At 67.6% G+C, this 24257-nt stretch carries 28 protein-coding genes and 1 tRNA gene; 15 read left to right on the plus strand and 14 right to left on the minus strand.

Annotated elements, in window-relative coordinates; genetic code table 11:
- The first annotated feature begins 51 nt into the window (after nt 1-51).
- The 3 genes from ACNJ7E_RS20985 (at nt 52) to ACNJ7E_RS20995 (ending at nt 1729) form a co-directional block, all read left to right on the plus strand.
- Nucleotides 52-1221 carry an IS30 family transposase gene (locus ACNJ7E_RS20985; RefSeq protein ID WP_418339463.1) on the plus strand — a complete coding sequence of 390 codons (1170 nt, stop codon included), beginning with the start codon at nt 52-54 and terminating at the stop codon, nt 1219-1221.
- A gap of 141 nt (nt 1222-1362) precedes the next feature.
- Nucleotides 1363-1435, plus strand: a tRNA-Ala gene (locus ACNJ7E_RS20990).
- Nucleotides 1436-1519: 84 nt separating this feature from the next.
- Nucleotides 1520-1729, plus strand: coding sequence for a hypothetical protein (locus tag ACNJ7E_RS20995; protein ID WP_011598322.1), 210 nt, complete (start codon nt 1520-1522; stop codon nt 1727-1729).
- 280 nt (nt 1730-2009) lie between these two features.
- Here the strand turns inward: ACNJ7E_RS20995 and ACNJ7E_RS21000 are convergent, their stop codons facing one another.
- Nucleotides 2010-2411: a PAS domain S-box protein gene (locus tag ACNJ7E_RS21000; RefSeq protein ID WP_241961798.1), complete on the minus strand. Its 402-nt coding sequence runs from the start codon at nt 2409-2411 to the stop codon at nt 2010-2012.
- A 127-nt stretch (nt 2412-2538) separates the two neighbouring features.
- Between ACNJ7E_RS21000 and ACNJ7E_RS21005 the strand changes: the two genes are divergently transcribed.
- Complete coding sequence (locus ACNJ7E_RS21005) at nt 2539-3024, plus strand: acyltransferase (RefSeq protein ID WP_280781682.1); 486 nt, start codon at nt 2539-2541, stop codon at nt 3022-3024.
- Here the strand turns inward: ACNJ7E_RS21005 and ACNJ7E_RS21010 are convergent.
- The gene (locus tag ACNJ7E_RS21010; protein ID WP_280781683.1) at nt 2964-3488 is read right to left on the minus strand and encodes a MarR family winged helix-turn-helix transcriptional regulator; all 525 of its coding nucleotides are present in this window, start codon (nt 3486-3488) and stop codon (nt 2964-2966) included. The two genes, ACNJ7E_RS21005 and ACNJ7E_RS21010, sit on opposite strands and share 61 nt — an antisense overlap.
- 63 nt (nt 3489-3551) lie before the next feature.
- Between ACNJ7E_RS21010 and ACNJ7E_RS21015 the strand changes: the two genes are divergently transcribed.
- Genes ACNJ7E_RS21015 through bluB form a run of 3 tightly spaced genes read left to right on the plus strand, consistent with a single transcriptional unit; the run spans nt 3552 to nt 6139 of the window.
- Nucleotides 3552-4400, plus strand: coding sequence for an alpha/beta fold hydrolase (locus ACNJ7E_RS21015; protein WP_418340891.1), 849 nt, complete (start codon nt 3552-3554; stop codon nt 4398-4400).
- Nucleotides 4401-4445: 45 nt separating this feature from the next.
- Complete coding sequence (locus ACNJ7E_RS21020; protein ID WP_280781685.1) at nt 4446-5483, plus strand: CobW family GTP-binding protein; 1038 nt, start codon at nt 4446-4448, stop codon at nt 5481-5483.
- Nucleotides 5480-6139: a 5,6-dimethylbenzimidazole synthase gene (gene bluB, locus ACNJ7E_RS21025; protein WP_280781686.1), complete on the plus strand. Its 660-nt coding sequence runs from the start codon at nt 5480-5482 to the stop codon at nt 6137-6139. Before ACNJ7E_RS21020 ends, bluB begins: the two co-directional genes overlap by 4 nt.
- Here bluB and ACNJ7E_RS21030 read toward each other — a convergent pair.
- The 4 genes from ACNJ7E_RS21030 to ACNJ7E_RS21045 form a co-directional block, all read right to left on the minus strand.
- The gene (locus ACNJ7E_RS21030; protein ID WP_198601971.1) at nt 6136-7560 is read right to left on the minus strand and encodes a DEAD/DEAH box helicase; all 1425 of its coding nucleotides are present in this window, start codon (nt 7558-7560) and stop codon (nt 6136-6138) included. The genes bluB and ACNJ7E_RS21030 overlap by 4 nt on opposite strands.
- 252 nt (nt 7561-7812) lie before the next feature.
- Nucleotides 7813-8226, minus strand: coding sequence for a molybdenum cofactor biosynthesis protein MoaE (locus ACNJ7E_RS21035; RefSeq protein WP_280781687.1), 414 nt, complete (start codon nt 8224-8226; stop codon nt 7813-7815).
- Nucleotides 8219-9193, minus strand: a complete 975-nt coding sequence (gene moaCB / locus ACNJ7E_RS21040; RefSeq protein WP_280781688.1) for a bifunctional molybdenum cofactor biosynthesis protein MoaC/MoaB — start codon at nt 9191-9193, stop codon at nt 8219-8221. The genes ACNJ7E_RS21035 and moaCB overlap by 8 nt, the downstream gene beginning before the upstream one ends.
- Nucleotides 9190-10374, minus strand: coding sequence for a molybdopterin molybdotransferase MoeA (locus tag ACNJ7E_RS21045; RefSeq protein WP_280781689.1), 1185 nt, complete (start codon nt 10372-10374; stop codon nt 9190-9192). Before ACNJ7E_RS21045 ends, moaCB begins: the two co-directional genes overlap by 4 nt.
- 122 nt (nt 10375-10496) lie before the next feature.
- On the opposite strand from ACNJ7E_RS21045, the gene moaA reads away from it, so the two are divergent.
- A complete protein-coding gene (gene moaA, locus ACNJ7E_RS21050; protein ID WP_418340892.1) occupies nt 10497-11552 on the plus strand; it encodes a GTP 3',8-cyclase MoaA in 1056 nt (351 codons plus the stop codon).
- The gene (locus ACNJ7E_RS21055; protein ID WP_280781690.1) at nt 11545-11802 is read left to right on the plus strand and encodes a MoaD/ThiS family protein; all 258 of its coding nucleotides are present in this window, start codon (nt 11545-11547) and stop codon (nt 11800-11802) included. Before moaA ends, ACNJ7E_RS21055 begins: the two co-directional genes overlap by 8 nt.
- Here ACNJ7E_RS21055 and ACNJ7E_RS21060 read toward each other — a convergent pair.
- Complete coding sequence (locus ACNJ7E_RS21060) at nt 11799-12584, minus strand: SDR family oxidoreductase (protein WP_280781691.1); 786 nt, start codon at nt 12582-12584, stop codon at nt 11799-11801. The genes ACNJ7E_RS21055 and ACNJ7E_RS21060 overlap by 4 nt on opposite strands.
- Nucleotides 12585-12588: 4 nt before the next feature.
- On the minus strand, nt 12589-13428 hold the full coding sequence (gene nadE, locus ACNJ7E_RS21065; RefSeq protein WP_005240272.1) for an NAD(+) synthase: 840 nt from the start codon (nt 13426-13428) through the stop codon (nt 12589-12591).
- Nucleotides 13429-13478: 50 nt separating this feature from the next.
- Here nadE and ACNJ7E_RS21070 point away from each other — a divergent pair, with 50 nt between their 5' ends.
- Entirely contained in the window at nt 13479-14030 is a 552-nt protein-coding gene (locus ACNJ7E_RS21070; protein WP_037245347.1) for a nucleosidase, read from the plus strand.
- On the opposite strand, the gene ACNJ7E_RS21075 is transcribed toward ACNJ7E_RS21070, so the two are convergent.
- Together ACNJ7E_RS21075 and ACNJ7E_RS21080 are read right to left on the minus strand one after the other, a co-directional pair.
- Nucleotides 14027-14797, minus strand: a complete 771-nt coding sequence (locus ACNJ7E_RS21075) for an META domain-containing protein (protein WP_418340893.1) — start codon at nt 14795-14797, stop codon at nt 14027-14029. The two genes, ACNJ7E_RS21070 and ACNJ7E_RS21075, sit on opposite strands and share 4 nt — an antisense overlap.
- Before the next feature lie 34 nt (nt 14798-14831).
- A complete protein-coding gene (locus tag ACNJ7E_RS21080) occupies nt 14832-15431 on the minus strand; it encodes a TetR/AcrR family transcriptional regulator (protein WP_280781693.1) in 600 nt (199 codons plus the stop codon).
- A 101-nt stretch (nt 15432-15532) separates the two neighbouring features.
- On the opposite strand from ACNJ7E_RS21080, the gene ACNJ7E_RS21085 reads away from it, so the two are divergent.
- Complete coding sequence (locus tag ACNJ7E_RS21085) at nt 15533-16096, plus strand: NAD(P)H-dependent oxidoreductase (RefSeq protein WP_280781694.1); 564 nt, start codon at nt 15533-15535, stop codon at nt 16094-16096.
- A 29-nt stretch (nt 16097-16125) separates the two neighbouring features.
- Here the strand turns inward: ACNJ7E_RS21085 and ACNJ7E_RS21090 are convergent, their stop codons facing one another.
- A complete protein-coding gene (locus ACNJ7E_RS21090; protein WP_418340894.1) occupies nt 16126-16959 on the minus strand; it encodes a siderophore-interacting protein in 834 nt (277 codons plus the stop codon).
- Between the two features lie 564 nt (nt 16960-17523).
- Between ACNJ7E_RS21090 and ACNJ7E_RS21095 the strand changes: the two genes are divergently transcribed.
- The 4 genes from ACNJ7E_RS21095 (at nt 17524) to nrdF (ending at nt 21506) form a co-directional block, all read left to right on the plus strand.
- Nucleotides 17524-17757, plus strand: a complete 234-nt coding sequence (locus ACNJ7E_RS21095; RefSeq protein ID WP_005240286.1) for a redoxin NrdH — start codon at nt 17524-17526, stop codon at nt 17755-17757.
- An 88-nt stretch (nt 17758-17845) separates the two neighbouring features.
- Nucleotides 17846-18322, plus strand: coding sequence for a class Ib ribonucleoside-diphosphate reductase assembly flavoprotein NrdI (gene nrdI, locus ACNJ7E_RS21100; protein ID WP_005259574.1), 477 nt, complete (start codon nt 17846-17848; stop codon nt 18320-18322).
- Nucleotides 18280-20463 (plus strand): class 1b ribonucleoside-diphosphate reductase subunit alpha, encoded by a 2184-nt coding sequence (nrdE, locus tag ACNJ7E_RS21105; protein WP_005240290.1) that lies wholly within the window; start codon nt 18280-18282, stop codon nt 20461-20463. Before nrdI ends, nrdE begins: the two co-directional genes overlap by 43 nt.
- A 77-nt stretch (nt 20464-20540) precedes the next feature.
- On the plus strand, nt 20541-21506 hold the full coding sequence (nrdF, locus tag ACNJ7E_RS21110; RefSeq protein ID WP_005240291.1) for a class 1b ribonucleoside-diphosphate reductase subunit beta: 966 nt from the start codon (nt 20541-20543) through the stop codon (nt 21504-21506).
- 75 nt (nt 21507-21581) lie between these two features.
- Here nrdF and ACNJ7E_RS21115 read toward each other — a convergent pair whose 3' ends face one another.
- Genes ACNJ7E_RS21115 through ACNJ7E_RS21125 form a run of 3 tightly spaced genes read right to left on the minus strand, consistent with a single transcriptional unit; the run spans nt 21582 to nt 24174 of the window.
- Entirely contained in the window at nt 21582-22055 is a 474-nt protein-coding gene (locus tag ACNJ7E_RS21115) for an NUDIX hydrolase (RefSeq protein WP_280781697.1), read from the minus strand.
- 8 nt (nt 22056-22063) lie between these two features.
- Entirely contained in the window at nt 22064-23131 is a 1068-nt protein-coding gene (locus ACNJ7E_RS21120; RefSeq protein WP_418340895.1) for an iron-siderophore ABC transporter substrate-binding protein, read from the minus strand.
- Between the two features lie 35 nt (nt 23132-23166).
- Complete coding sequence (locus ACNJ7E_RS21125) at nt 23167-24174, minus strand: ABC transporter substrate-binding protein (RefSeq protein ID WP_280781699.1); 1008 nt, start codon at nt 24172-24174, stop codon at nt 23167-23169.
- Nucleotides 24175-24257: the final 83 nt, after the last annotated feature.

Below are 24257 nucleotides of genomic sequence, written 5' to 3' on the forward strand. Positions count from 1 at the left end.
GGCGTATTCAGTCGGTCGACGCAACATCCCTGGTAAGGAAGGGTGTTGTGGATGGTGTTCAAGGGGCGGCCGCCGATCGAGCGGCGAGTGCGGGAGCAGTTCTGGGAGTGTTTGCGGGCGGGGCAGGACACGGTCAGCGCGGCGTGTGAGGTGCAGGTCTCGCTGACCCAGATGCGGCGGTGGCTGGTGCAGGTCGGTGGAGTGCGTCCCCGCCGACCTGTTCCCCCGTCGGGGCGGTATCTGTCGCTGTCCGAGCGGGAGCAGATCGACGAATTCCGCCGGGACGGGTGGACGATCCGGGCGATCGCCCACGCACTGGGCCGCAGCCCGTCCACGATCAGCCGGGAACTGCGGCGGGCGTTGTCCTCTCGCGGGAAGTATCTGGCCTCACGGGCCCAACGGGACGCCGAGGCCCGCGCCCGGCGCCCCAAGACCGCCAAGCTCGCCGCCCACGCCGAGTTGCGGGAGCAGGTGCAGGGGTGGCTGGGTGAGGACTTGTCACCGCAGCAGATCTCGCACAAGCTCAGGCGGGAGTATCCGAGCCGGCCGGAGATGTGGGTGTCACACGAATCGATCTATCAGGCGTTGTTCGTCCAGTCCCGGGGAGCGTTGACGCGGGAGCTGACCGCCCATCTGCGGACCGGCCGCTACCTGCGTAAACACCGAAGCACGGTCGGTGAGCGGCGGGGGAAGTTCCCGGACATGGTGATGATTTCCGAGCGTCCCGCCGAGGTCGAGGACCGGGCGGTGCCCGGGCACTGGGAGGGCGATCTGATCATCGGGGCGAACAACAAGTCGGCGATCGGGACGTTGGTGGAGCGGTCGACCCGGTTCGTGATGCTGTTGCACCTGCCGGATGGGCATTCCGCCGAGCAGGTGCGGTCGGCGATGACCCGCAAGATCACCGAGCTTCCCCAGCACCTTGCCAAGTCGATCACCTGGGATCAGGGTGCGGAGATGAGTCAGCACGCCCGGTTCACTGTCGAGACGGGGGTGCCGGTGTATTTCTGTGATCCGCGTTCGCCGTGGCAGCGCGGGACGAACGAGAACACAAACGGCTTGCTGCGCCAGTACTTCCCCAAGGGGATCGCGTTGGACGGGTTCGAAGAGGTCTACCTCGACGTGGTGGCCGATAAACTCAATCGTCGTCCCCGTATGACGCTCGACTGGGACAGTCCAGCCGAGCGTCTCGGGAAACTCGTTGTTGCGACGGCCGCTTGAAAACGCCGTAGCTGGAACAACCAGAAAGGCGCACGGGCGCGAAGCGCCTCTGACCAGGCGATTTGTTGGCCCGGTCGGCAATGGTGTAACTTTCTTCGAGCACGGAGGAAGTCATTCCGAGTGCGGAGAACAACCGAATACGGGGCTATGGCGCAGCTGGTAGCGCACCACACTGGCAGTGTGGGGGTCAGGGGTTCGAGTCCCCTTAGCTCCACTCGAGAGAAGCCTCTCATCCGCAGACAATGCGGGTGGGAGGCTTTCCTCATTCATCCCCTTGTCCCGGTGGGACACTGGCGTCATGACATTCACTGTGACGCATCGATCATTCGACCAATTGGCGGAGTTCGCCGTCACCGACTTCGGCGACGACGACAGCTACAGTATCCACGAGTCCGGGGCGCTCGTCATCGTCCGTGCCGCCCGGGAGTTGATCTACGCCCCCGGGAGCTGGTTCCTGGTGGAGCGGGAGGACGGGCAGGAGGACGGTTCGCCCGGCAACTACATGTGACCGCCCACCGCAGCGACGGCGGTTCCCGGTCGAACTCGCACATATGTTCGACCGCGAGGTAGGTTGGGCGTGTGGCCGCCAGAACCGAAACCGCGCCGGGGCGCTGTCCGAACGGGCACACGCTGGCCGCCAACACGTGCCTGGTGGGGTGGGAGGTGTGTGGGTGCGCGACGTCGAACAACGGTGGGCACCGCACCCATTTCTGCCGGCGCTGCGGCGCGACCGTCCGGACTCCGCCGTGTAGTGGCACGGCGTCCGGCGACGGGCGGTGAGCGGGCGGTTATCGGATCGGTTGCCTCGCGGCCGTGGGGTTGCCCCAGATCGTGTCGGATTCGTCCTGGAGCACGAGGGCGACCAACCTCTCGGCGCCTGCGGTGAACGTGGACGCCGCGACGCGCACCCAGATCCAGTGGCCTTCCCGGTGGCGGATGCGCAGATGTGCTGTCGCGCTGGTGCTTTCCGTACCCAGGACCCGGGCGAGCATGGTGCCCCACAGTTCGGCGTCGTCGGGGTGGAACAGTTGCTCGTGTTCGAGGTCTGCGAATTCGTCGGTGTCGTAGCCGATCAGGGCCGCGCAGGCGGGGTTGCTGAACACGAGGTTTCGATCCCGGTCGTGAACGCTGATCGCGTGGGGGATGGACTCCATCAGTGCAGCGAATCCGTCGCTATCCAGTTGTCTCACTGTCCCCCCTCGGGAATCTTCGATGGCGCCCACATAGTACGCCGCGCCTCGGATCTTCGGGCGGTATCGCAGTTAACGGCGAGCAACTTCCGGTATCGAACCTGCTCCGTGGCGATAGGGTGACGGGATGCGGTTCGTCACCATCGTCCAGGCCTCCGCGTTCGTCCCCGTGTGGCTTCGCGTTCTCCTGCTGATGGCGGCGGGCGCGAAAGTGTGGGGAGCCGGCATCTGTTCCGGCTGCTATTTCGGCAGCAAAGACGTCACGATGGGGCTGGGGACGTTCGTCAACCGCGGAGTGCTGTTCGACGGCACTGCGCCCATCACGCTCGGCAGGCAGGTCGCTGTCGGGCACCGCGCGCAGTTCATCACGAGTACTCACGAGATCGGACCGAGCGACGGCCGGGGCGGGCGGGTGGTCGACCGTCCGATCGTGGTCGGCGACGGGTGCTGGATCGGCGCGGGCGCGATCATCCTTCCCGGAGTGACGGTGGGGGATGGATGTGTCATCGGGGCGGGCGCGGTGGTCACCCGCGACTGCGAGCCGAACGGGCTCTACGCGGGGTCGCCCGCGCGTCGTGTCCGCGACCTCGACTCCGCGCCGTCCGTGCGCTGAGCGCCGGCCTGGCGTTCGACGGTGACCGCACGGTTCACGCCGTCGAGAAACCGTGAAATGGTTGCCCTTTCGGCGGTGTCGAAGTCGTCGAGGACGGAGGCCGTCCGGTCGATGAGCGGCCCGAAGAACGTCTGACCGAGGTCGACGGCGCGGGGTGTGACCGCGAGCAACGACCTGCGGCGGTCGTCGGCGTCCCGGTCGCGCCGGATCAGGCCTGCCTTCTCCATGCGATCGAGCAGGGCGGTGACCGAGGCGGAGTTGATGCCGAGCTGACTTCCGAGCCATCCGGGTGTGGCGGCGAGTCCCGTGCGGTCGGCGTCGAGGATGCAGATCAGGGCACGGAGATCGGTGGTGTGCAGTCCGTGCAGTTGCGCGAATTCGGCGCCGAGCAGGTTCAGTTCGACTGCGAGTGCACGCAGCCGGTGCACGGTCTGTGCGCCTTCGTCCGGGTCCACGCTCTGCAATCTACTGCGACTTTTCCTTCGTTTGTCTAGTATCTCGATTGGCGAGATAACCGAGGAGGGTTGATGACGGCAGTCGACGACTTCTTCGCCGTGTACGACGCGCTGCTGGACGAGTGGCCGGTGGACGTCACACCCGTCGACGTCCCGACACGGTTCGGGAGCACCCGGGTCAACGTGTGCGGACCCGAGTCGGGGGCGCCGCTTCTCCTACTGCCCGGGGGCGGGGCGACGTCGATCGTGTGGATCGCGAACGTCGCGGCGCTCGCCCGCAGTCACCGGGTGTTCGCGGTGGACGTCATGGGCGACGTGGGGCGCAGTGTGAACGACGGCGCACCGCTGCGCACGGCCCTGAACCTGTTCGAGTGGCTGGACGCGGTGCTCGACCACCTCGGGGTGAACGCGTCGGCGGTGGTCGGTCATTCGTACGGCGCCATGATCGCCCTCGCCTACACGCTGCACGGTTCCCGTCGCGTCGACAGCCTGGTGTTGCTCGACCCGACGTCCTGCTTTGCGGGCATGAGCCCGAGGTACCTGCTCCGCGCGGTGCCGGTGCTGATCAGGCCGACGGAGAAGCGGCAGCGGAGTCTGATCGGCTGGGAGACCGCGGGCGCCGGAGTCGACCCGCGGTGGCTGGGCGTGAGCGCGCTCGGGACGGCCGCTTTCGGCCGCACTGCGCTCGTGGTGCCGCCGCGCCCGAAGGCCGAGGCGCTGGGGAGGCTGACCGCCCATACTGCCGTGGTGCTTGCGGGAGGCAGTCGGGCACACGATCCGGGGAGGGTGGCGGCGAACGTCCGCCGGTTGCTCCCGTCGGCCACGGTCACGACGATTCCCGGCGCCACACATCATGCGCTGCCGATGACGCCCGCAGCCGACGTCGACGCGGCGATCCTCGCCGCGGTGGCGGGACGCTAGGATGGGCGCCCGGTAGATCGTCGAGGTCCCACGGAGGTCGCAGCGTTGGCGAAGAAGCGGATTCCCGTCGTCATCGTCGCCGGATTCCTCGGTTCGGGAAAGACGACACTGCTCAACCACGTGCTGCGCAACAACCGCGGGGTCCGGGTCGGCGTCATCGTCAACGACTTCGGCGCCGTGAACATCGATTCGATGATGGTGGCCGGTCAGGTCGATTCCATGGTGTCGCTGAGCAACGGCTGTATGTGCTGCGCCGTGGACGTCAGCGACATGGACGAGATGCTGGACCGCCTCGCCCATCCCACGTCGCAGATCGACGTGATCATCGTCGAGGCGAGCGGACTTGCCGAGCCGCGCAACATGATTCGGCTCGTTCTCGGCAGCACCAACCCGCACGTCGTGTACGGCGGCCTCGTCGTGATGGTCGACGGTGAGCAGTTCGAGGACAAGGCGGCGCAGCACCCGGACCTCGGCAAGCACGTCACGCTCGCCGACCTCGTGATCCTGAACAAGACGGACCGCATCGACGACGGCCGACGCGCCGCCGTGCAGGCGATGGTCCGCGACTACAACGACCGCGCGCCCGTCCTGACCACCGCGCACGGCAGGATCGAGCCCACCCTGCTGTTCGACCGTGAACCCGGGCGTGAACCGGCGGCGGGGGAGCAGCTCACCCTCGACCAACTCCTGCTGGACCAGCACGACCACTGCGATGACCACGATCACCTGCACTCGTCCTACGAGGCAGTCGATTTCGCCTCGGACGAGCCGATCGATCCGCGTCGGCTCGTGGAGTTCCTCGAGAAACGACCGGTCGGGATCTACCGGATCAAGGGATTCGTGCACTTCGCGGTGCCCGGACAGTCGCGGAAGTTCGAGGTGCAGACGGTCGGCCCGCACATCAGATTCACGTCGACGCGCTGGGAACCCGGCGAGGAGCGGGCGACCCAGCTGGTGCTCATCGGCGCCGACATCGAGGCCGAGCACGTGCGGACCCGGCTCGCGGACTGCGTCGTGGCGGAGGGGGACGAGGCGGACCCCGGCGCGATGCTGGGCGTGCACCGCTATACCGTGACCGCGTGACCGAGTCTGCGTGTAGTCCTGAAACGAATCCCGAGCCCGCGCTGTCCGTGTACGACGCGATCCGTCGTCGCCGCGACGTGCGGGCCGAGTTCACCGGGGAGCCGATCGCGGCCGACGTGCTCGACCGCATCCTGGGTGCGGCGCACTGCGCCCCCAGCGTGGGCAACACGCAGCCGTGGGATTTCGTCGTCGTGCGCGACACCGAGACGCTGACCACGTTCGCCGATCATGTGGCCGGCGCCCGGCGGCGTTTCGCGGACTCGCTGCCCGAGGACCGGAAGAAGACGTTCGATCCCATCAGGATCGAAGGGATCTGCGAGAGCGGTATGGGAGTCGTCGTCACCTACGACCGGAGCCGAGGCGGCGAACACATCCTCGGCAGGCACACGGTCGACGACACCGGTCTGTTCTCCGCGGTGCTCGCGATCCAGAATCTGTGGCTCGCCGCGGCCGCCGAGAACGTCGGCGTCGGCTGGGTGTCGTTCTACGACGAGCCGTATCTCACCGAACTGCTGGGCATCCCCGAGCCGGTGCGCCCCATCGCCTGGCTGTGCGTGGGGACGGTTGCCGAGTTCCAGCAGGTGCCGGACCTCGAGCGCTTCGGGTGGCGGGGGCGCCGGCCACTGGCCGACGCCGTCCACCTCGAGAAGTTCTAGCCCTGACGGCGGCGTGAGCCGGCGGCGGACGCCGTGCGGGTTCCGCCGCCGGTGGACGATGCGGCGCGCGGGCGTCCGGCACCGCCGGAGCGGGAGCGACGTGCCCCGCCGCCCTGGCCGTGTGCGCGACCGCCCTGGCCGCCGCGTCCACCCTGGGCGCCGCCCGGTCGCTGGTTGCGTCCGCCGCCGTTCGACGCGGGCGCAGCCGCCTTGGGGGCGGGGGTGACGTGCGGTGCGATGTCGCCGACCAGGTCGAGCACGTGTGCGGAATCCGCGGTGCTGCGGAGGGGGGTCACCTTGATCGCGGCCTTGCGCATCAGGACGGCGAGGTCCTTGCGCTGCTCGGGCAGCACGACCGTCACGACGTCGCCGGCGCTGCCCGCGCGTGCGGTGCGACCGGAACGGTGCAGGTATGCCTTGTGTTCGGCGGGCGGATCGACGTGGACGACCAATTGCACGTCGTCGACGTGGACGCCGCGCGCTGCGACGTCGGTGGCCACCAGCACGCGTGCCTCACCGGCGGAGAACGACGCGAGGTTGCGGTCACGGGCCGCCTGCGACAGGTTGCCGTGCAGGTCGACCGAGGGGATTCCCGCCTCGGTGAGCTGACGGGCCAGCTTGCGGGCCTGGTGCTTGGTGCGCATGAACAGGATCCGGCGTCCGGTCCCGGACGCCAGCCGCTCGACCAGCTTGCGCTTGGATTCGACGCCGTCCACGTCGAACACGTGGTGCGTCATGGCGGCGACGGGCGAGTTCGCCTCGTCGACCGAGTGCAGGACCTCGTTCTTCAGGAACCGCTTCACCAGCTTGTCGACGCCGTTGTCCAGCGTGGCGGAGAACAGCAGCCGCTGCCCGTGCTGGGGGGTCGCGGTGAGGATGCGGGTGACGACGGGCAGGAAGCCGAGGTCGGCCATGTGGTCGGCCTCGTCGAGCACGGTGATCTCGACGGCGTCGAGGCTCACGAACTTCTGCTTCATCAGGTCTTCGAGCCGTCCGGGGCACGCGACGACGATGTCGACGCCGGCCTTGAGCGCGCTCACCTGACGGTTCTGGGAGACACCACCGAAGATGGTGGTGACCCGCAGGTCGTAGGCGGCGGCGAGGGGCTCGAGGGCTGCGGTGATCTGCGTGGCGAGCTCGCGGGTGGGGGCCAGGATCAGGCCCACCGGGCGACCCGGGCGACGCTTTCCGCCCGACAGTTCACCCGCGAGGCGGGACACCATCGGGATGGAGAAGGCGAGCGTCTTACCGCTGCCCGTCTTGCCCCGGCCGAGCACGTCGCGGCCCGACAGCGTGTCGGGGAGGGTGTCGACCTGGATGGGGAACGGGGAGGTGATCCCCTTGTCGGCGAGTGCTTTCACCAGTGGTTCGCGGACGCCGAGCGCAGCGAACGTCGTGTCGGGAGTATGTGTGTCAGACAAGTGGTCAGGCCTTTCGGGCACAGGGTTGTGCCCGGAGGGCCGATACGGAAGGTCTCCGTCGGAGCTCGAGCACAGGTTGGCGGCGTTGCCGGTCGGCAAGCTTCTTCGCCGTAAGAAGAGCGGATGCGGTGGTGCACATCCAACAGGATTCGGGTGACCGAACTGAATGCGTTCTACGACGCTCGATGACCGTCGTGGTCACCTAGTGATCGCCACTCTACCCGGTGGCAGCCGAACGGTCCGACCGAGGACTCACAAACCGACCCATTCCGAGGCCCCGTCGGCGAAATTCTGCCGCTTCCAGATGGGTACTTCGTGCTTGATCCGTTCGACCAGTTCGGCGCACGCGGCGAACGCCTCGGCGCGGTGTGGTGCGGCGACTGCGGCGACCACCGCGAGGTCGCCGACGGTGAGGGACCCGACCCGGTGGACGGCCGCCACGGGTAGTCCGGTGGACGCCGCGACCTCCTCGCAGACGGTACGGAGGAAGCGCTCGGCGTCCGGGTGCGACTGGTACTCGAGAGCCGAAACGGATTGTCCGCCATCGTGATTACGGACGACGCCGGTGAACACCACGACGGCGCCGTGCTCGGGCCCGGCCACGGCGGCGTCGACGACGGCGGGATCGAGGGGCTGATCCGAGATCTGGGCGAGGATGTCACTCATCGTGCGCACCTCCGCCTGCGACCTGAGCGAGGAGGTGGTCGACGATGGGATCGAGGACGGACAATCCGTCCTTGACGCCACCCGGCGAGCCGGGCAGATTCACCACCACTGTGCCGTTCGCCACACCGGCGAGTCCGCGGCTCAGCGAGGCGTGCGGGGTCACCGCCGTCCCGCGGTTCCGGATGGCGTCGGCCACACCGGGGAGTTCTCGGTCGAGCACCGCACGGGTGGCCTCCGGGGTGGCATCCGTGGGGGAGACGCCGGTACCGCCGGTACTGATGATCAGCGCCGGATTGCCGGACAGTGCGTCGGCGAGGCCGGCGGCGATGTCGGCGTCCGCGTAGACCAGCGGACCCCGCGTGGTGAAGCCACGGTCCTCGAGCCACGCGGCGATCACCGGGCCGGTCGTGTCTTCCCGAGTGCCCTTCGCGCCGCCGGTCGAGGCGACCAGAACGGCCGCGGATCGCGATGTCACCGTGGGGATTCCGGTGCTCTGCTGCTCACGCGTCCAGTGTCCGCGTTTGCCGCCGTCCTTGGTGAGCAACCGGACACCGTCCAGTGTCGCGGCAGGGTCGACGGCTTTCACCATGTCGTGCAACGTCAATCCGGCCACCGCCACGGCGGTGAGGGCCTCCATCTCGACGCCCGTCGGGCCCTTCGTCTTCGCGGTGGCCTCGATCGTGATGGCATCGCCCGTGAACCCGAACTCCAGCTTCACCGACGACAGCGCGAGCTGATGGCACAGCGGAATCAGTTCGGACGTTTTCTTCGCCCCCGAGATCCCGGCGATCCTGGCCGTCGCGAGAACGTCCGCCTTGGGCAGATCGTCGGCCCGCACCAGTTCGATCACCGCGGGTGTGGTGACCAACTGCCCGGCAGCGACTGCAATTCGGGTCGTGTCCGCTTTCGCGCTCACATCGACCATGCGGGCGCGGCCCTCGCTGTCGAGGTGCGTCAGGTCGCTCATAGGGGGATCACCTTCACGAGTTGTCCGGCGTCGAGCGCGGTGACGTCGGCGGGAACGTCGAGGAGGACGTCCGCCCATGCCATCGCGGCGACGAGATGGGAACCGGGGCCGGACACGAGTTCGACCCCGGCGTCGGTGCGGCGTGCGCGGAGGAATTGCCGCTTGCCGGGAATGGAGGTGACGGCCGCGGCAAGCGGCAGCTCCTCGGGTTCGGTCGGAGGGAGCCCGGCCGCGCGCCGGATCTCGGGACGCGCGAACACCTCGAACGAGACGAGGGTGCTCACCGGGTTACCGGGAAAGTTGAGGACGGGCGTACCGTCCACGACGGCGGTGCCCTGCGGGCCGCCCGGTTGCATCGCGACGTGACCGAACTGTGCGCCGAGCGGCGAGAGCGTCTCCTTGACCACCTCGAAGTCGCCCATCGACACCCCGCCGGAGGTGAGGACGAGATCGGCGGTGGTGGTCGCCTCCGCGAGCAGGGTCCGGAACTCGGCCGGGTCGTCGCCGCTGCGGGTGATCGAGACGACCTCGGCGCCGTTGGCCCTGGCGCTCGACGCGAGGGCGATTCCGTTGGAGTCGTAGATCTCTCCGGGGTGCAGTGTGGTCCCGGCGTCCACCAGTTCGGCGCCTGTGGTGATCACGGCGACGCGGGGACGCGGACGCACCGGGACGCGCTGCAGGCCGACGGCGGCGAGGACGGCGATGTGCCGGGCGGCGAGAACACTGCCGACGGGCAGCAGGAGCGTGCCCTCCTGGACGTCGCTGCCGCGCTCGCGCACGAATTCGCCCGCGGTGCGCGAGCGTTCGATGCGGACCTGTCCGTCCGTGGTCTCCGTGTCCTCCACCGGGACGACGGCGTCGGCGCCGTCGGGGATCGGCGCACCGGTCATGATCCGGTAGGCGGTCCCGGGTGTGTGGGTGGTGGCGCCGGCCGGTCCCGCGGCGATCACGCCCAGCACCGGCAGCACAGCCGGGACCGACGCGACGGATGCGGCGTCGACCGCGTATCCGTCCATCTGCGAATTCCGGAACAACGGCAGGTCGACGGGGGAGTGGACGTCGGCGGCGAGGGCGCGCCCGAGCGCCTCGCCGAGCGGAATCTCCTCGGCCGGGCGCTCCTGGAGCGTCGCGAGGAGTTCGGCGACGTGCTGGGCGTGCTGCTCCACAGAGCGTGCGGTCACGATGTTCCTCCGGCCATGGTCACCAATCCTAGGCACCCCGCCAACGGAGCGACGAGGGCACCGCGCCGGACAACGGTCACCCCCTCGCGGCATACTGGACAGATGCAGCGAAAGGCAACTCGATGACGGCCGTGGCGATGGGTATCCCGACTGTCCGGTCGTCGGTCTCGCTCGACGGGAGACCCGACGTCGATGAGCTGGTCGACCGGTTCGGCCGGGTCGCGCGTGACCTGCGGGTGTCCATCACCGAGAAGTGTTCGCTGCGCTGCACGTACTGCATGCCCGAGGAAGGCCTGCCCGCCATTCCGGCGGAGAACCTCCTCACCGCGAACGAGATCGTCCGGCTCGTCGATATCGCCGTCCACCGGCTCGGTGTGCGCGAGGTGCGGTTCACCGGGGGCGAGCCGCTGATGCGGGTGGATCTCGAGCAGATGATCGCCGGGTGCGCCGAGCGGGCACCGGGGATCCCGCTGGCGATGACCACCAACGCGGTCGGTCTCGAGCACCGCGCGGCCGGGCTCGCCCGCGCCGGACTGACGCGGGTCAACGTCTCCCTCGATTCGGTCGATCGTGAGCACTTCGCGAGACTGACGCGGCGCGACCGGCTGCCGTCGGTGATCGCCGGTATCCGCGCTGCCGCCCGGGCCGGACTGGCGCCGCTGAAGATCAATGCGGTGCTCATGCCCGAAACGCTCAGTGGAGCGGCCGATCTCCTGGAGTGGTGCCTGAGCGAGGGCGTCGCGCTGCGGTTCATCGAGGAGATGCCGCTCGACGCCGATCACGAGTGGGCACGCGAGAACATGGTCGCCGCCGACCGGTTGCTGGCCGTCCTCGGCGAGCGGTTCACCCTCACCGAACACGGGAGGGAAGATCCGTCGGCGCCCGCCGAGGAGTGGCTCGTCGACGGCGGACCGGCCACGGTCGGGATCATCGCGTCCGTCACGCGCTCGTTCTGCTCGGACTGCGACCGCACCCGTCTCACGGCCGAGGGAACGGTACGGTCGTGCCTGTTCAGCGACCAGGAGATCGACCTGCGGGCGGCCCTGCGGTCGGGTGCGGGCGACGAGGAACTGGCGCAGTTGTGGCGCGGCGCGATGTGGAACAAGTGGGCAGGCCACGGAATCAACGCGGACGGCTTCGCCCCGCCGCAACGGAGCATGGGAGCAATCGGTGGTTGACGTGACAGGCATTTCCGTTCGGTACTTCGCGGCCGCCGCCGATGCGGCGGGCTGCACCAAGGAAACTCTCGACCTCCCGGTCGGCGCCGACCTCGGCCAGGTGAAAGACCATCTCCTCGCCAAGTACGGACCCGAGATGCAGCGGGTTCTGTCGGTCTCCGCGTTCCTGGTGGACTCCGAGCTGACGCGCGACCTGACCCGCACCGCCGGTACCCAGGTGGACGTGCTGCCGCCGTTCGCCGGCGGCTAGCGGGCCGCGTTCACGGAGTCGGCCAGCCACCGGTCGAACGTGATCGTTCCGAACCGATTGTCGGGCACCAGGTTCGATCCCTCCCGAAAGAACTGGCCCATCGCGCCCGGAAGAGGCACGGTCACGACGAACCCGTGCGTCCCGGTGGCCTTCTTCCACGCCGCCGTCAGATCGCGGGCGGTGCGAACCTCCGGTCCACCGATCGTGATAGTCCCCTCCGGCGCCGGTTCGGCGGCCAGGGCGGCGTCGACCAGCGCGGTCGCGACATCCCTGGTGTCGATGGTCTGGAAGTTCGTCTTGGAGAACGCGGGGATCAACCCGGCCCGGCTCGCCGGCTTCGCGATCATGGGAATGAAGTCGTGGAACTGGGTCGCCCGCACGATCGACGTCTCCATCGCGGCGCTCTCGTAGACCCGTTCCTGCTTCCGCTTCGCCTGGTAATAGGGGAATTCGCTGCGGTCGACGTTGACGATGGAGAGCAGCACGGCGCGCCCGACTCCCGCGCCGTCCGCGGTGGCGAGGAGGTTCTCGGCGCCTTTCTCCAGCACGGCCCGGGTGCCGCGGGTCTTGCCGTCGGTGGTGTCCACCACGACGTCGACCCCGTCGAGTGCTTCGGCGAGGCCCTCACCGGTGACGAGGTCACCGTGGAAATGGGCGATCTCGCTGCCCGGCGCACCGCCGTGCCGGGTCAGGACCCGGACGGAGTGACCGCGCGCGAGAAACTCCTTGACCACCTGCCGGCCCGCAGTGCCGGTACCGCCCGCGACGAGCGCCTGGACCATCGGGTCACCGCCACCACGTGTCGAGCGGGGTCACCGGGACCGTGCGCTTGTGGCGGGTGTTCAGGAACATCGTCTCCAGCTTCTGCGCGACGGCGTCCGGCACGTCCTTGCCTTCGAGGTAGTCGTCGATCTGGGCGTACGTGACTCCCAGCGCTTCCTCGTCCGGGAGGGCGGGGCGATCGTCCTCGAGGTCGGCGGTGGGGACCTTCTTCCACGTGCTCTCGGGTGCGCCGAGTTCGCGCAGGAGTGCGGCGCCCTGACGCTTGGACAACCCGGTCAACGGGGTGACGTCCACGCCGCCGTCGCCGAACTTGGTGAAGAAGCCGGTGATCGCCTCCGCGGCATGGTCGGTGCCGACGACGAGATACCCGAGCTGGCCGGCGATCGAGTACTGGATCACCATGCGTTCGCGGGCCTTGATGTTTCCGCGGACGAAGTCGCGGAGTTCGCCGCCGTCGCCGATGATGTCGCGGAGCGCCTCGGACGACTCCTTCGCGGTGGCGTCCGCGCCGGGCTTCACGTTGACGACCACCGACCGGTCGGGCTTGATGAAGTCGAGGGAGATCTGCGCGTCGGACTCGTCCGCCTGGGTGCCGTAGGGCAGCCGCACGGCGACGAACTCGGCGTCGTGGCCCTCGTCGCGCAGTTCGCTCGCCGCGAGTTGCGCGAGGCGTCCGGTGAGGGTGCTGTCCTGACCGCCGCTGATACCCAGGACGAATCCTTTGGCCGGGGTCGACAGCAGGTAGTCCTTCAGGAACTGAACACGTTTGCGGATCTCGTCGGCCGCATCGATGGTGGGCCGGGCACCGAGTTCCTCGAGGATCTGCGCACGTAGATTCGCCATGACAGAACTCTAGCGAGTGCCCCTGACGAGCGCAGGGTACGGTTCCGCGCATGAGTAGATCGGACGTTCTGGTGGTCAGCGCGACCAAGGCGGAGGCGGTGCACGTCCCGTCCGAGTTCGAGGTCCTGATCACCGGGATCGGCAAGGTGAGCGCCGCCGTGGCCGTGGCGTCCGCACTCGCCGACTATCCGCGAACGGACAAGCCGCTCGTCGTCAACATCGGCACCGCCGGTGCGTTGCACGAGCATCACAGTGGCCTGTTCACGCCGTCGACCGTCCTCAACCACGACATCAGTGGCGACGCCATCCGAGCACTCGGCCACGAGGTGGCCGATCTCCTCGCCCTGCCGGACGGCGACGGTTCGGTGCTCGCGACCGGCGATCTGTTCGTGTCCGACGCCGGCGTGCGCGACGTGCTCGCCCGCAGGGCCGACCTCGTCGACATGGAGGGTTTCGCCGTCGCCTATGCCAGCGCTCGCGGCGGCGCCCGGTGCCGACTGGTCAAGCACGTCAGCGACACGGCCGACGACTCGGCACTGGACTGGCCCGCCCGGATCGATGCGAGCGCCCGGGAACTCGGTCGCTGGCTGGCGGCTCTCTAGCTCGCCCGCAGTGTCAGCCCGATCCCGTCGCTGTTGACCAGTCGCAGCGAGTCCGAATGGACGCTGTAGCCCGTCTCCCCGGCCAACGCGGCGAGAACGGCACGTTCGACCTCGGACACATCCGGGGGGCACGCCATCCGGGTGGTGGCCCAGGGCCCGAACGAGATCGAACTCCGCTGCACGTCCGCGGTCCCGGTCATGCGGTTGCAGCCGGTGAAGCCGGACGCCGAACCGTCGCCGGCGATGAGCAACTGGGGTGCCGTCCTTTCCAATGCCTCCGTCGCCGTGACCGCGTCCGGACTGATCAGCGCGGTGACCGTCCAGGTGGTCCCGACGACGGGCCGATCCGGCCGGACGACCTTCTCGTCCGTCAGCGTCACCGAACCGGTGGACGTGGTAAGGGTGAGTGTGTCGCCGCCGAGGGTCCAGTTCGGTTGCGCGTCCAGCAGCGCCGCCACCCAGGCGTCCGCGCCGGCGGACTCGCCCGGACACGCCATCAGCGTCATCGCGAGCGGTCCTGCCACGACCTTCCCGCCGGACAGGTCCACGTCGGCGCTGCCCTGATTGCATCCGGCCTCGACGGAGAGGCGTCCGGGGTCGGTGAAGCCGAGCACGAGGGGCCCACCGCCGGGAATGGGGTCGCCCTCGACGGAGGTGGAGACGTAGGTGCGGCCCGCCGGATCCGGCGGGCCGGGCTGCGCGTCCCCGGCGCAGGCGGTGAGCGAGGCGAACGTCAGGAGGCCGAGAACGGTCGCGGTGGTGCGCATTCCCCGAGGTTAGACAAATTGTCCGGATCCGGGATCAACATCGGGTGACGCGCCGGATCAGGTCCTCCCAGGCGGCGCCGAGCCGCTCCACGGACATCCCGAGGTCGCGCAATTCGTGCAGTACCAGCGTGGCTTCGAGGGGTGCGAGCAATGAGCAGGCGAGCAGTTCGTGGTCGCCCTGCACCCCGGCCGCGCGGAGCAGGGACACGACGTGACGCACGGAGACCGCCCGGGCGGGTGCGGCGAAACGGAACTCGAGGGAATTCTCGGCCGCGCGCTGGACCTCACCCTGTACCTCGACGATCGCGATGCGGGCGTGCCCGAAGGCGATCAGTCGGTCGATCGGGTCGGCGCCCGGTCCGAGCGGCGGTGGACCGAACATGAAGGACTGCTGGAGTTCCCGTTCGGTGTGGTCGAGGAGTGCGTGCATGAGGCCCGACCGGCTGCCGAACCGGCGGAACACTGTGCCCTTGCCCACACCGGCCTTGCAGGCGACCGCGTCCATCGTGACGGCGTCGACGCCGCGCTCCGCGACCAGCAGCGCAGCCGCGTCGAGCAGACGACGCCGATTACGTGCGGCGTCTCCGCGTTCCGGGGGATCGACCCCGATCTGGGGCAGCAGGGGACTGGTCACGCCTCGCATCCTACCGTGACGGGAACATAAGTGGACCGCGGTCCGTTTAGTTGCTATACATGTTCACGAGTCGCCCTACGCACCATCGAAGGATTATTGACATGTCACAGACCAACGTTCTCGTTCTCGTCGGCAGCCTCCGCGCCGCCTCGGTCAACCGTCAGCTCGCCGAGACCGCGATCGCCGTGGCGCCCGACGGTGCCGAGGTGACCGTGTTCGACGGCCTCGGGGACGTCCCCTTCTACAACGAGGACATCGACGTCGCCGGTTCCATCCCCGCCGTCGAGGCGCTGCGTGAGGCCGCCGGCCGCGCCGACGCGCTCCTGCTCCTCACGCCCGAGTACAACGGCACCATCCCCGCCGTCCTCAAGAACGCCATCGACTGGATCTCCCGGCCGTACGGCACCGGCGCCGTCAAGGACAAGCCCGTCGCCGTCATCAGCGCCTCACCCAGCGGCAACGGTGCACAGTGGGCGCACGAGGACACCCGCAAGGCCGTCCGCATCGCAGGCGGCAAGGTCCTCGAGGACGTCACCCTCGCCATCGGCGGCACCATCGACAAGTTCGGTGACCGGCACCCGCGCGAGAACGCCGAGGTCGCGCAGCAGGTTGCCGACGTCGTCGCCAGCCTCGTCGACGCCACGAAGCAGCTCGTCGACGCCTGACGATCCGCTCGCGCGCGGCGCCGTCGTCGCTACAGCCCGGTCCGATCCAGGGCTGCGTCGACGGCGTCGCGCACCGAGTCGAAGTCTTCACCGGCCGCCAGGGCAGAGTCCCTGGCGGCTTCTATCTGTTCGCGCACCGTCTCGTACCGGGTGACCCACTCCTCCTTGTTGTCGCGCCAGTAACCGATGACGTCGTAGCGGTCCGCATGCCAGCCCAGGTCATGTCGTAACCAGCGCCGCACCACCCGCGACACCTTCGCCTCGCCCGCGAACCACACGTATCCCGGTGCATCCGGGCGCGGCCAGTCGCGGGCCGCCTCGGCGAGCAGACTGTCGCCGGCGCCGTTTCCGCTCCCGTCCAGCCACGTCATGGTCAGCGCGGCATCGGTGGCGAACTGCTGCCGGTCCTCGGGGGTCGTGACCTCCGCGATGACGTGCACCCGCGGCGAGCCGGGCAATTCCTCGAGTATCCGGCCGACGGCGGGCAGTGCCGTCATGTCGGCGAGGAGGAGTTGCCACTCGGAATCGGCGGGCGGCGCGTACCACCCCGAGGCGGTGGAGAACCCGAGCGTCTCACCGGGGCGCGCGCGAGCGGCCCAGTGCGCCGCGGTTCCGCCCGCGTGGACGGCGAAATCGATGTCCATCTCCAGGGCGTCCGGATCCCAGCGGCGGACGGTGTAGCTGCGCTTCTCCGCGCCGTCGGGTGGGAAGGCCAGGAGCAGGCGCTCGTCCGGCCGCCCGCTGGACTCGAATCGACCGAGATCTCCGCCCGCGAGGGTGATCCTCTGCATGTTCGGCGTCACCCGCGTCGTGCGCGCCACGGATGCCGACCAGGGGAGGTGGTCCAGGGAGTCGTCGGACATGCGCTCACGGTACCGGGGCCGGCAGGCAGTTACCGGTCGGCAAGCATGGGGAGCACGTCGTGTGCGACGCCCCGGTGTGCCCGGCCGCGGGCGGTCGGGGAGCGGCGTCTCCGGGTGGGGCGAGGGCTGCGCTCGGAGGGGGCTGCCATGGTCCGGCGGAGTCGTCTCCGGCCGGTCCGTACGGTGCTCTCCCGGGGCCCGCACCGCGGATGCGGGCGTGTCTGCGGAGGTGACGTAAGCTCCCGGAGCCTCCAGTGCACGAGCGCGATGCGAGGGGTGTTCCGCGTCACACCGAAGATGTGATGTGCGACACGCCGGAGCGAGCACGAAATTTATGGTCCGCGGGATGACGACCTGGGAATTTCATCAATGTGACTCACAACATCTCGGGTTAAGTGTTTCTGTCGGCCACTAGGTGTAGTGTCTTGAGCACTGAGAGACCACAACGAGAACCGACTCGGTGAGCATCTCCATCGGGGGTCACCGCCATCTCGATCAGGGGAAGTCTCAGTGCGCTGAACACACACTTCGTCAGCTCCATTCGGCAGTGGAAAGAGGGACTTCATGAGCATCACCGTCTACACCAAGCCCGCTTGCGTTCAGTGCAATGCCACCTACCGGGCCCTCGACAAGGCGGGTATCGAATACTCCGTCGTCGACATCACCGAAGACCCCGAAGCCCGGGACTACGTCATGGCACTGGGATACCTGCAGGCGCCCGTGATCGTGGCCGGTGACGAGCACTGGTCGGGCTTCCGCCCCGACCGCATCAAGACCCTCTCGGCAAACGCTGCTTGAAGCGAGGCGATCGCACCGCCCGAGGCGGAGATCGAACCGATTCCCGGGCGGCAGTAAACGGTAGTTCTAGTCCAGATGGTGGAAACCGATGACATCGCTGGTGTACTTCTCCAGCGCCTCGGAGAACACGCACCGATTCGTCCAGCGGCTCGGGCTGCCTGCGACGCGCATACCCATTCATGACCGCGAGGGAACCTTCGAGGTTCGCGAACCCTACGTGCTGATCGTCCCCACCTACGGCGGGGGAACGACGGCCATGGGCCGCGACACCAGTTACGTCCCGAAGCCGGTCATCCGATTTCTCAACAACACACACAACAGGTCGCTGATCCGAGCAGTGATCGCGGCAGGAAACACCAATTTCGGTGAATCCTATTGCTTTGCAGGAAACATCATTTCTCAGAAATGCCACGTTCCCTACCTCTACCGCTTCGAACTCATGGGCACAGCCGAGGACGTCGAGCGGGTCAGGGCCGGTCTGGGTGAATTCTGGGATCACTTAGACGACGAGGAGCACGAGAAGTGGCGCCGACCATCACAGACACCATCGACGCGGGGAGCGTAGAGCGCGATGCGCGCGGTGGAGACTCGACGAACGGTCTCGATTACCACGCACTCAACGCAATGCTCAACCTATACGGCCCCAACGGTGAGATCCAGTTCGACAAGGACGTCGCCGCCGCCCGCCAGTACTTCCTGCAGCACGTCAACCAGAACACCGTCTTCTTCCACAACCTGGACGAGAAACTCGACTACCTCGTGGAGGAGAACTACTACGAGCCCGAGGTCCTCGACCAGTACTCGCGCGCGTTCGTGAAGTCGCTGATCGATCACGCCTACGCCAAGAAGTTCCGCTTCCCGACGTTCCTGGGCGCGTTCAAGTACTACACCTCGTACACGCTGAAGACGTTCGACGGCAAGCGCTACCTGGAGCGGTTCGAGGACCGTGTCTGCATGGTCGCGCTCACGCTCGCCGCCGGCGACGAAGAGTTGGCGACCAAGCTCGTCGACGAGATCATCGCCGGCCGGTTCCAGCCCGCCACCCCCACGTTCCTCAACTCCGGCAAGAAGCAGCGCGGCGAGCCCGTGTCCTGCTTCCTGCTGCGCATCGAGGACAACATGGAGTCCATCGGCCGCTCCATCAACTCCGCCCTGCAGCTGTCCAAGCGCGGCGGCGGAGTTGCGTTGCTGCTCAGCAATGTTCGCGAGCACGGTGCCCCGATCAAGAAGATCGAGAACCAGAGCTCCGGTGTCATCCCGATCATGAAGCTGCTCGAGGATTCCTTCTCGTACGCCAACCAGCTCGGCGCGCGACAGGGTGCGGGCGCGGTGTACCTGCACGCGCACCACCCGGACATCTACCGCTTCCTCGACACCAAGCGGGAGAACGCCGACGAGAAGATCCGCATCAAGACGCTGTCGCTGGGTGTGGTCATCCCGGACATCACGTTCGAGCTGGCGAAGAAGAACGAGGACATGTACCTCTTCTCGCCGTACGACGTCGAGCGCATCTACGGTGTCCCGTTCGCGGACGTCAACGTCACCGAGAAGTACTACGAGATGGTCGACGACAAGCGGATCCGCAAGTCGAAGATCAAGGCGCGCGAGTTCTTCCAGACCATCGCAGAGCTGCAATTCGAGTCGGGCTACCCCTACATCATGTTCGAGGACACGGTGAACCGGGCCAACCCCATCGAGGGCAAGATCACCCACTCCAACCTGTGCTCGGAGATCCTGCAGGTCTCGACGCCGTCGCTGTTCAACGACGACCTCTCCTACAGCGAGGTCGGCAAGGACATCTCCTGCAACCTCGGTTCGCTGAACATCGCGAAGACCATGGACTCGCCCGACTTCGCACGCACCATCGAGGTGTCGATCCGCGCCCTCACCGCGGTGTCCGATCAGACGCACATCTACTCGGTGCCGTCGATCGAGCAGGGCAACAACGACTCTCACGCCATCGGCCTCGGGCAGATGAACCTGCACGGGTACCTGGCCCGTGAGCGGATCTTCTACGGCTCCGACGAGGGCATCGACTTCACGAACATCTACTTCTACACCGTCGTGTTCCACGCGGTGCGGGCGTCCAACCGGATCGCCATCGAGCGGGGCACCCACTTCAAGGGCTTCCCGCAGTCCAAGTACGCGTCCGGCGAGTACTTCGACAAGTACACCGATCAGGTGTGGGAGCCGAAGACGGAGCGGGTGCGTCAGCTGTTCGCCGAGTCCGGTGTGCACATCCCGACGCAGGACGACTGGCGCGAGCTGAAGGCGTCCGTGCAGAAGTACGGCATCTACAACCAGAACCTGCAGGCCGTCCCGCCGACGGGCTCGATCTCGTACATCAACTACTCCACCAGCTCCATCCACCCGGTGGCGTCGAAGATCGAGATCCGCAAGGAAGGCAAGATCGGCCGCGTCTACTACCCGGCGCCCTACCTGACCAACGACAACCTGGAGTACTACCAGGATGCCTACGAGATCGGGTACGAGAAGATCGTCGACACCTATGCCGCCGCGACGCAGCACGTCGACCAGGGGCTGTCGCTGACGCTGTTCTTCAAGGACACCGCCACCACCCGCGACATCAACAAGGCCCAGATCTACGCGTGGCGCAAGGGCATCAAGACGCTGTACTACATCCGGCTGCGTCAGATGGCTCTGGAGGGTACCGAGGTCGAAGGTTGCGTTTCCTGCATGCTGTAGGCGGCTCCGCCGCCCGTGAGTACTTGTCAACCGCCGGCGGTTGACAAGTACTCACAGCCGAACGAAGTGAGGAATCAATGGTCAAGCTGGTGAGTCGCGTATCCGCGATCAACTGGAACCGCGTCCAGGACGAGAAGGACGCCGAGGTGTGGGACCGTCTCGTCGGCAACTTCTGGCTGCCCGAAAAGGTGCCGGTGTCCAACGACATCCCGTCGTGGGGGACGCTCACGCCGCAGGAGAAGCAGCTCACGATGCGGGTGTTCACGGGGCTGACGCTCCTCGACACCATTCAGGGCACCGTGGGCGCCGTCAGCCTCATCCCCGACGCCATCACCCCGCACGAAGAAGCGGTGTACACCAACATCGCGTTCATGGAGTCGGTGCACGCCAAGAGCTACAGCTCGATCTTCTCGACGCTGTGCTCCACCCGCGACATCGACGACGCCTTCCGCTGGTCCGAGGAGAACCCGAACCTGCAGCGCAAGGCCGAGATCGTCATGGACTACTACCAGGGCGACGAGCCGCTCAAGCGCAAGGTGGCCTCCACCCTGCTCGAGAGCTTCCTGTTCTACTCCGGCTTCTACCTGCCGATGTACTGGTCGTCGCGGGCGAAGCTCACCAACACCGCCGACCTCATCCGCCTCATCATCCGTGACGAGGCCGTGCACGGGTACTACATCGGCTACAAATACCAGAAGGGTCTCGAGCAGCTCACCGAGGCCGAGCGCGACGACCTCAAGAACTACACGTTCGAGTTGCTCTTCGAGCTCTACGACAACGAGGTCGACTACACCCAGGACCTCTACGACGAGGTGGGCCTCACCGAAGACGTCAAGAAGTTCCTGCGGTACAACGCCAACAAGGCGCTGATGAACCTCGGCTACGAGGGTCTGTTCCCGAAGGACGAGACGGACGTCAACCCGGCGATCCTGTCGGCGCTCTCACCCAACGCGGACGAGAACCACGACTTCTTCTCCGGCTCGGGCAGCTCCTACGTCATCGGCAAGGCCGTCAACACCGAAGACGAGGACTGGGACTTCTAGAGCGACCCAGGCCTGTCGCCCGATGTCACACCGGTTCAGTTCGACTGCACCGATGTGACATCGGGCGAACTGCGTTCAGCGGCGGAACCACGCCTCGGGCTCGTCCTGCAGCGCCTTGTCGAGCCGCAGTCGCGACGACGGGGTGAGATCCGGCGGCAGCGCGTCGGGGGAGAACCAGGCGACGTCGTGGTTCTCGTCGTCCGACACGGCAGCCTCCCCGCTCAGATACCGCGCGAGGAAACACACGTCGAGATACTGCGCGACGTCGCCGTTGGGGTAGGTGATCGGGTCGGTGACGTCGACGCTCGTGATCCGGACCAGTTCCGCGTCCACGCCGGTTTCCTCGCGTACCTCACGCAGCGCCGCGGGTCCGGGTTCCTCCCCGGGTTCGAGGATGCCGGACACGACGGCCCATTTTCCGTTGTCGACGCGCCGCGTCAGCAGCACCCGGCCGTCGGCGTCGCGCACCACGACACTCACCCCGGACAGCCACAGCGGCGCAGTGCCGACATGGCCGCGCAGGGCGGTGACGAACTCGGGGACGGGCACCGCGCCTCCTAGCCGACGTAGCCGTTCAGCGTGTTCCGCAGGTCGGTGAGCATCGCGCGTGCGGCGACGACACCGTTTCCGCCCCACACGTCACCCTCCACGGCGAAGACCCGCTTGTCGGAGGCCGCCTCGAGGTCTTCCCATGCCTCACCGGACATGATGTCCTCCGCGTGCGCGGTGCCCTCCTCGCCGTCCAGGACGGCGTAGATGAGGTCGCCCTCGGCCTGGTCGATGTCGGATTCGGTGATCGGTTCGGTGACTGCGCCGTCGAGGTTCTGATAGGCGGGCCGCCGCACTCCGGCGTCGGTGAGGACCTGGCCGGCGAACGTGGCCGGACCCTCGACCTCCATGCTGTCGGCGTCGAAGCGGACGACGGACGCCTGTGTCTGCGCTGCGTCGATGTCGACGCCGAGTTGCCAGGCGTCCTGCTGGTACTGCTCGAGCGCGGCCGTCGCCGCATCGGCCCGGCCCAGGGCGTTGCCGACGAGGAGGAACTGGGCTTTCCAGTACACGGGGTCGGAGCCGACGAACACGGTGGGCGCGATGGGGGAGAGCGCGCCGTACAGCTGGTCGGACGCCGGACTCGATCCGAGGATCAGATCCGGGTCCGCCTGCGCGATCTTGTTCACGTCCGGGGCGTCGACGGATCCGACGCCCGGGATCTCGGAGATGCCCGTGCCGAGGTAGCCGGGCTGAGGTGAGTCCCCGTCGACGGTCGCCGCGCCGACCACGTTCTTCCACAGACCGAGTGCGCACACCGCGTCCAGTGCGGCGCTGTCGAGCACCACGATCCGCTGCGGATCCGACGGAACGTCGCTCTCGCCTTTCGTGTGGACCACCCGGTGCGTCGAGCCGGCCGCGAGTGCGGCGTCGACAGGGGCCGGCCCGGCGCAGGCGGTCGTGGTGTCCCGCTCGATGCCGACCACACCGGCTCCGGCGATCTGCGTGGTGGTCCGGACGATGGACGCTGCGGGATCGTCGTCGGACGGTTGAGAGCAGCCGGCGACTGCGAGCACAGCGACGGCGGCGACGAGACCGGTGGACGCGCGGCGGGCGGAAAACCTACGAGGGGACAATTCGGCGACTTCCTGTGTGTGCGGGCGCGTTCAGGTTAGCCGCTGTGCTTGTCCACCCCGAACGTGTCCGACAGGTCGTCGAGGATGAGGTGCGCGCCCTGGATGCTGACCGGCGACATCCAGCGGGCGTCGTCGACGTCGATCTTGCGTCCCTTCAGCGTCTGCCACAGCGGGCTCTCCAGGAACGGCTTCGCCGCTTCGGCGCTCTTGCCGGCCGGGTCCTGCCAGGTGCTGACGAAGATGGCGTCGCCCTCCGCCTCGCTGATCAGCTCGGGGCTGATGGCTTGCATGATGTTGTCGGGGTCGGCCGGATCGGGGCCCTGGCTCTGCGGACGAGCGAGCCCGGCGTCCGAGAGGACGATCCCGCTGAACGAGGTGGTGCGGTAGAGGCGTGCCGTCGGCTCGCCCGCGAACCGGACGACCGAGATCACCGGATTCGACGCCGTGTCATTGATCTCCGCGCCGACGGCCGCGGCCCGCTCCTCGTAGGCGCCGATCTTCTGCTCCGCGAGTTCTTCCTTGCCCAGTGCCTTGCCGACGAGACGGATGTTGTCCTTCCAAGTGGGCCCGGTCGTCTCGGTGAAGATGGTCGGCGCGATCGCGGACAGTTGCTCGTAGTTCTTTCCGTCGCGCACCTCGGCGGAGATGATCAGGTCGGGTTGCAGCGCGGCGATCTGCTCGAGGCTCGCGGTGCTGACCTTGCCCACCGACTCGGCTTCGGCAGCGAACTCGTCCCGCGAGGCGCCGAGGTAGTCGGGCAGGCCGGGTTCGCGGTAGTCGACGTATCCGACGAGTGGCGCCTCGAGGAGGAGGACGGCGTCGGTGAAACTGTTGTCGAGTGCCACGATGCGCTGCGGTTCGGCCGGGATCTCGGTGCTGCCGCGGAAATGGTCGACGGTGCGGGGGAACTGCCCGGTCGACGACGTGGTGCCGGACGCGGCGGCGGAGTTGTCGCTGCTGGAGCAGGACGTGATCGAGAAAGTGGCTGCAGCGGCCAGTGCGACCGCGCCGGCGACTACCCGGCGTCGGGAGAGAACGTTCACATGAAGCTCCTGATCAAAAGTTAGGTGAGCGAAACCTTAACACCGGGGTTTCGGCGTGTCGGAGCCTTCGTGTCGCACGCGAC

It is taken from the genome of Rhodococcus mengyinensis, from assembly GCF_048381435.1.
GTDB classification, from domain to species: Bacteria; Actinomycetota; Actinomycetes; order Mycobacteriales; family Mycobacteriaceae; genus Rhodococcus_F; species Rhodococcus_F opacus_D.

Bases quoted from the DNA above. Each gene is read 5' to 3' on its own strand.
- ACNJ7E_RS20995 (WP_011598322.1), top strand. From the start codon at position 1,520: ATGACATTCACTGTGACGCATCGATCATTCGACCAATTGGCGGAGTTC.
- ACNJ7E_RS21090 (WP_418340894.1), bottom strand. From the start codon at position 16,959: ATGTCCGACGACTCCCTGGACCACCTCCCCTGGTCGGCATCCGTGGCG.
- ACNJ7E_RS21035 (WP_280781687.1), bottom strand. From the start codon at position 8,226: ATGAGTGACATCCTCGCCCAGATCTCGGATCAGCCCCTCGATCCCGCC.
- nadE (WP_005240272.1), bottom strand. From the start codon at position 13,428: ATGGCGAATCTACGTGCGCAGATCCTCGAGGAACTCGGTGCCCGGCCC.
- ACNJ7E_RS21070 (WP_037245347.1), top strand. From the start codon at position 13,479: ATGAGTAGATCGGACGTTCTGGTGGTCAGCGCGACCAAGGCGGAGGCG.
- moaCB (WP_280781688.1), bottom strand. From the start codon at position 9,193: ATGAGCGACCTGACGCACCTCGACAGCGAGGGCCGCGCCCGCATGGTC.
- ACNJ7E_RS21060 (WP_280781691.1), bottom strand. From the start codon at position 12,584: ATGGTCCAGGCGCTCGTCGCGGGCGGTACCGGCACTGCGGGCCGGCAG.
- ACNJ7E_RS21085 (WP_280781694.1), top strand. From the start codon at position 15,533: ATGTCACAGACCAACGTTCTCGTTCTCGTCGGCAGCCTCCGCGCCGCC.
- ACNJ7E_RS21015 (WP_418340891.1), top strand. From the start codon at position 3,552: ATGACGGCAGTCGACGACTTCTTCGCCGTGTACGACGCGCTGCTGGAC.
- nrdF (WP_005240291.1), top strand. From the start codon at position 20,541: ATGGTCAAGCTGGTGAGTCGCGTATCCGCGATCAACTGGAACCGCGTC.
- ACNJ7E_RS21095 (WP_005240286.1), top strand. From the start codon at position 17,524: ATGAGCATCACCGTCTACACCAAGCCCGCTTGCGTTCAGTGCAATGCC.
- ACNJ7E_RS21005 (WP_280781682.1), top strand. From the start codon at position 2,539: ATGCGGTTCGTCACCATCGTCCAGGCCTCCGCGTTCGTCCCCGTGTGG.
- ACNJ7E_RS20985 (WP_418339463.1), top strand. From the start codon at position 52: ATGGTGTTCAAGGGGCGGCCGCCGATCGAGCGGCGAGTGCGGGAGCAG.
- ACNJ7E_RS21075 (WP_418340893.1), bottom strand. From the start codon at position 14,797: ATGCGCACCACCGCGACCGTTCTCGGCCTCCTGACGTTCGCCTCGCTC.
- nrdI (WP_005259574.1), top strand. From the start codon at position 17,846: ATGACATCGCTGGTGTACTTCTCCAGCGCCTCGGAGAACACGCACCGA.
- moaA (WP_418340892.1), top strand. From the start codon at position 10,497: ATGACGGCCGTGGCGATGGGTATCCCGACTGTCCGGTCGTCGGTCTCG.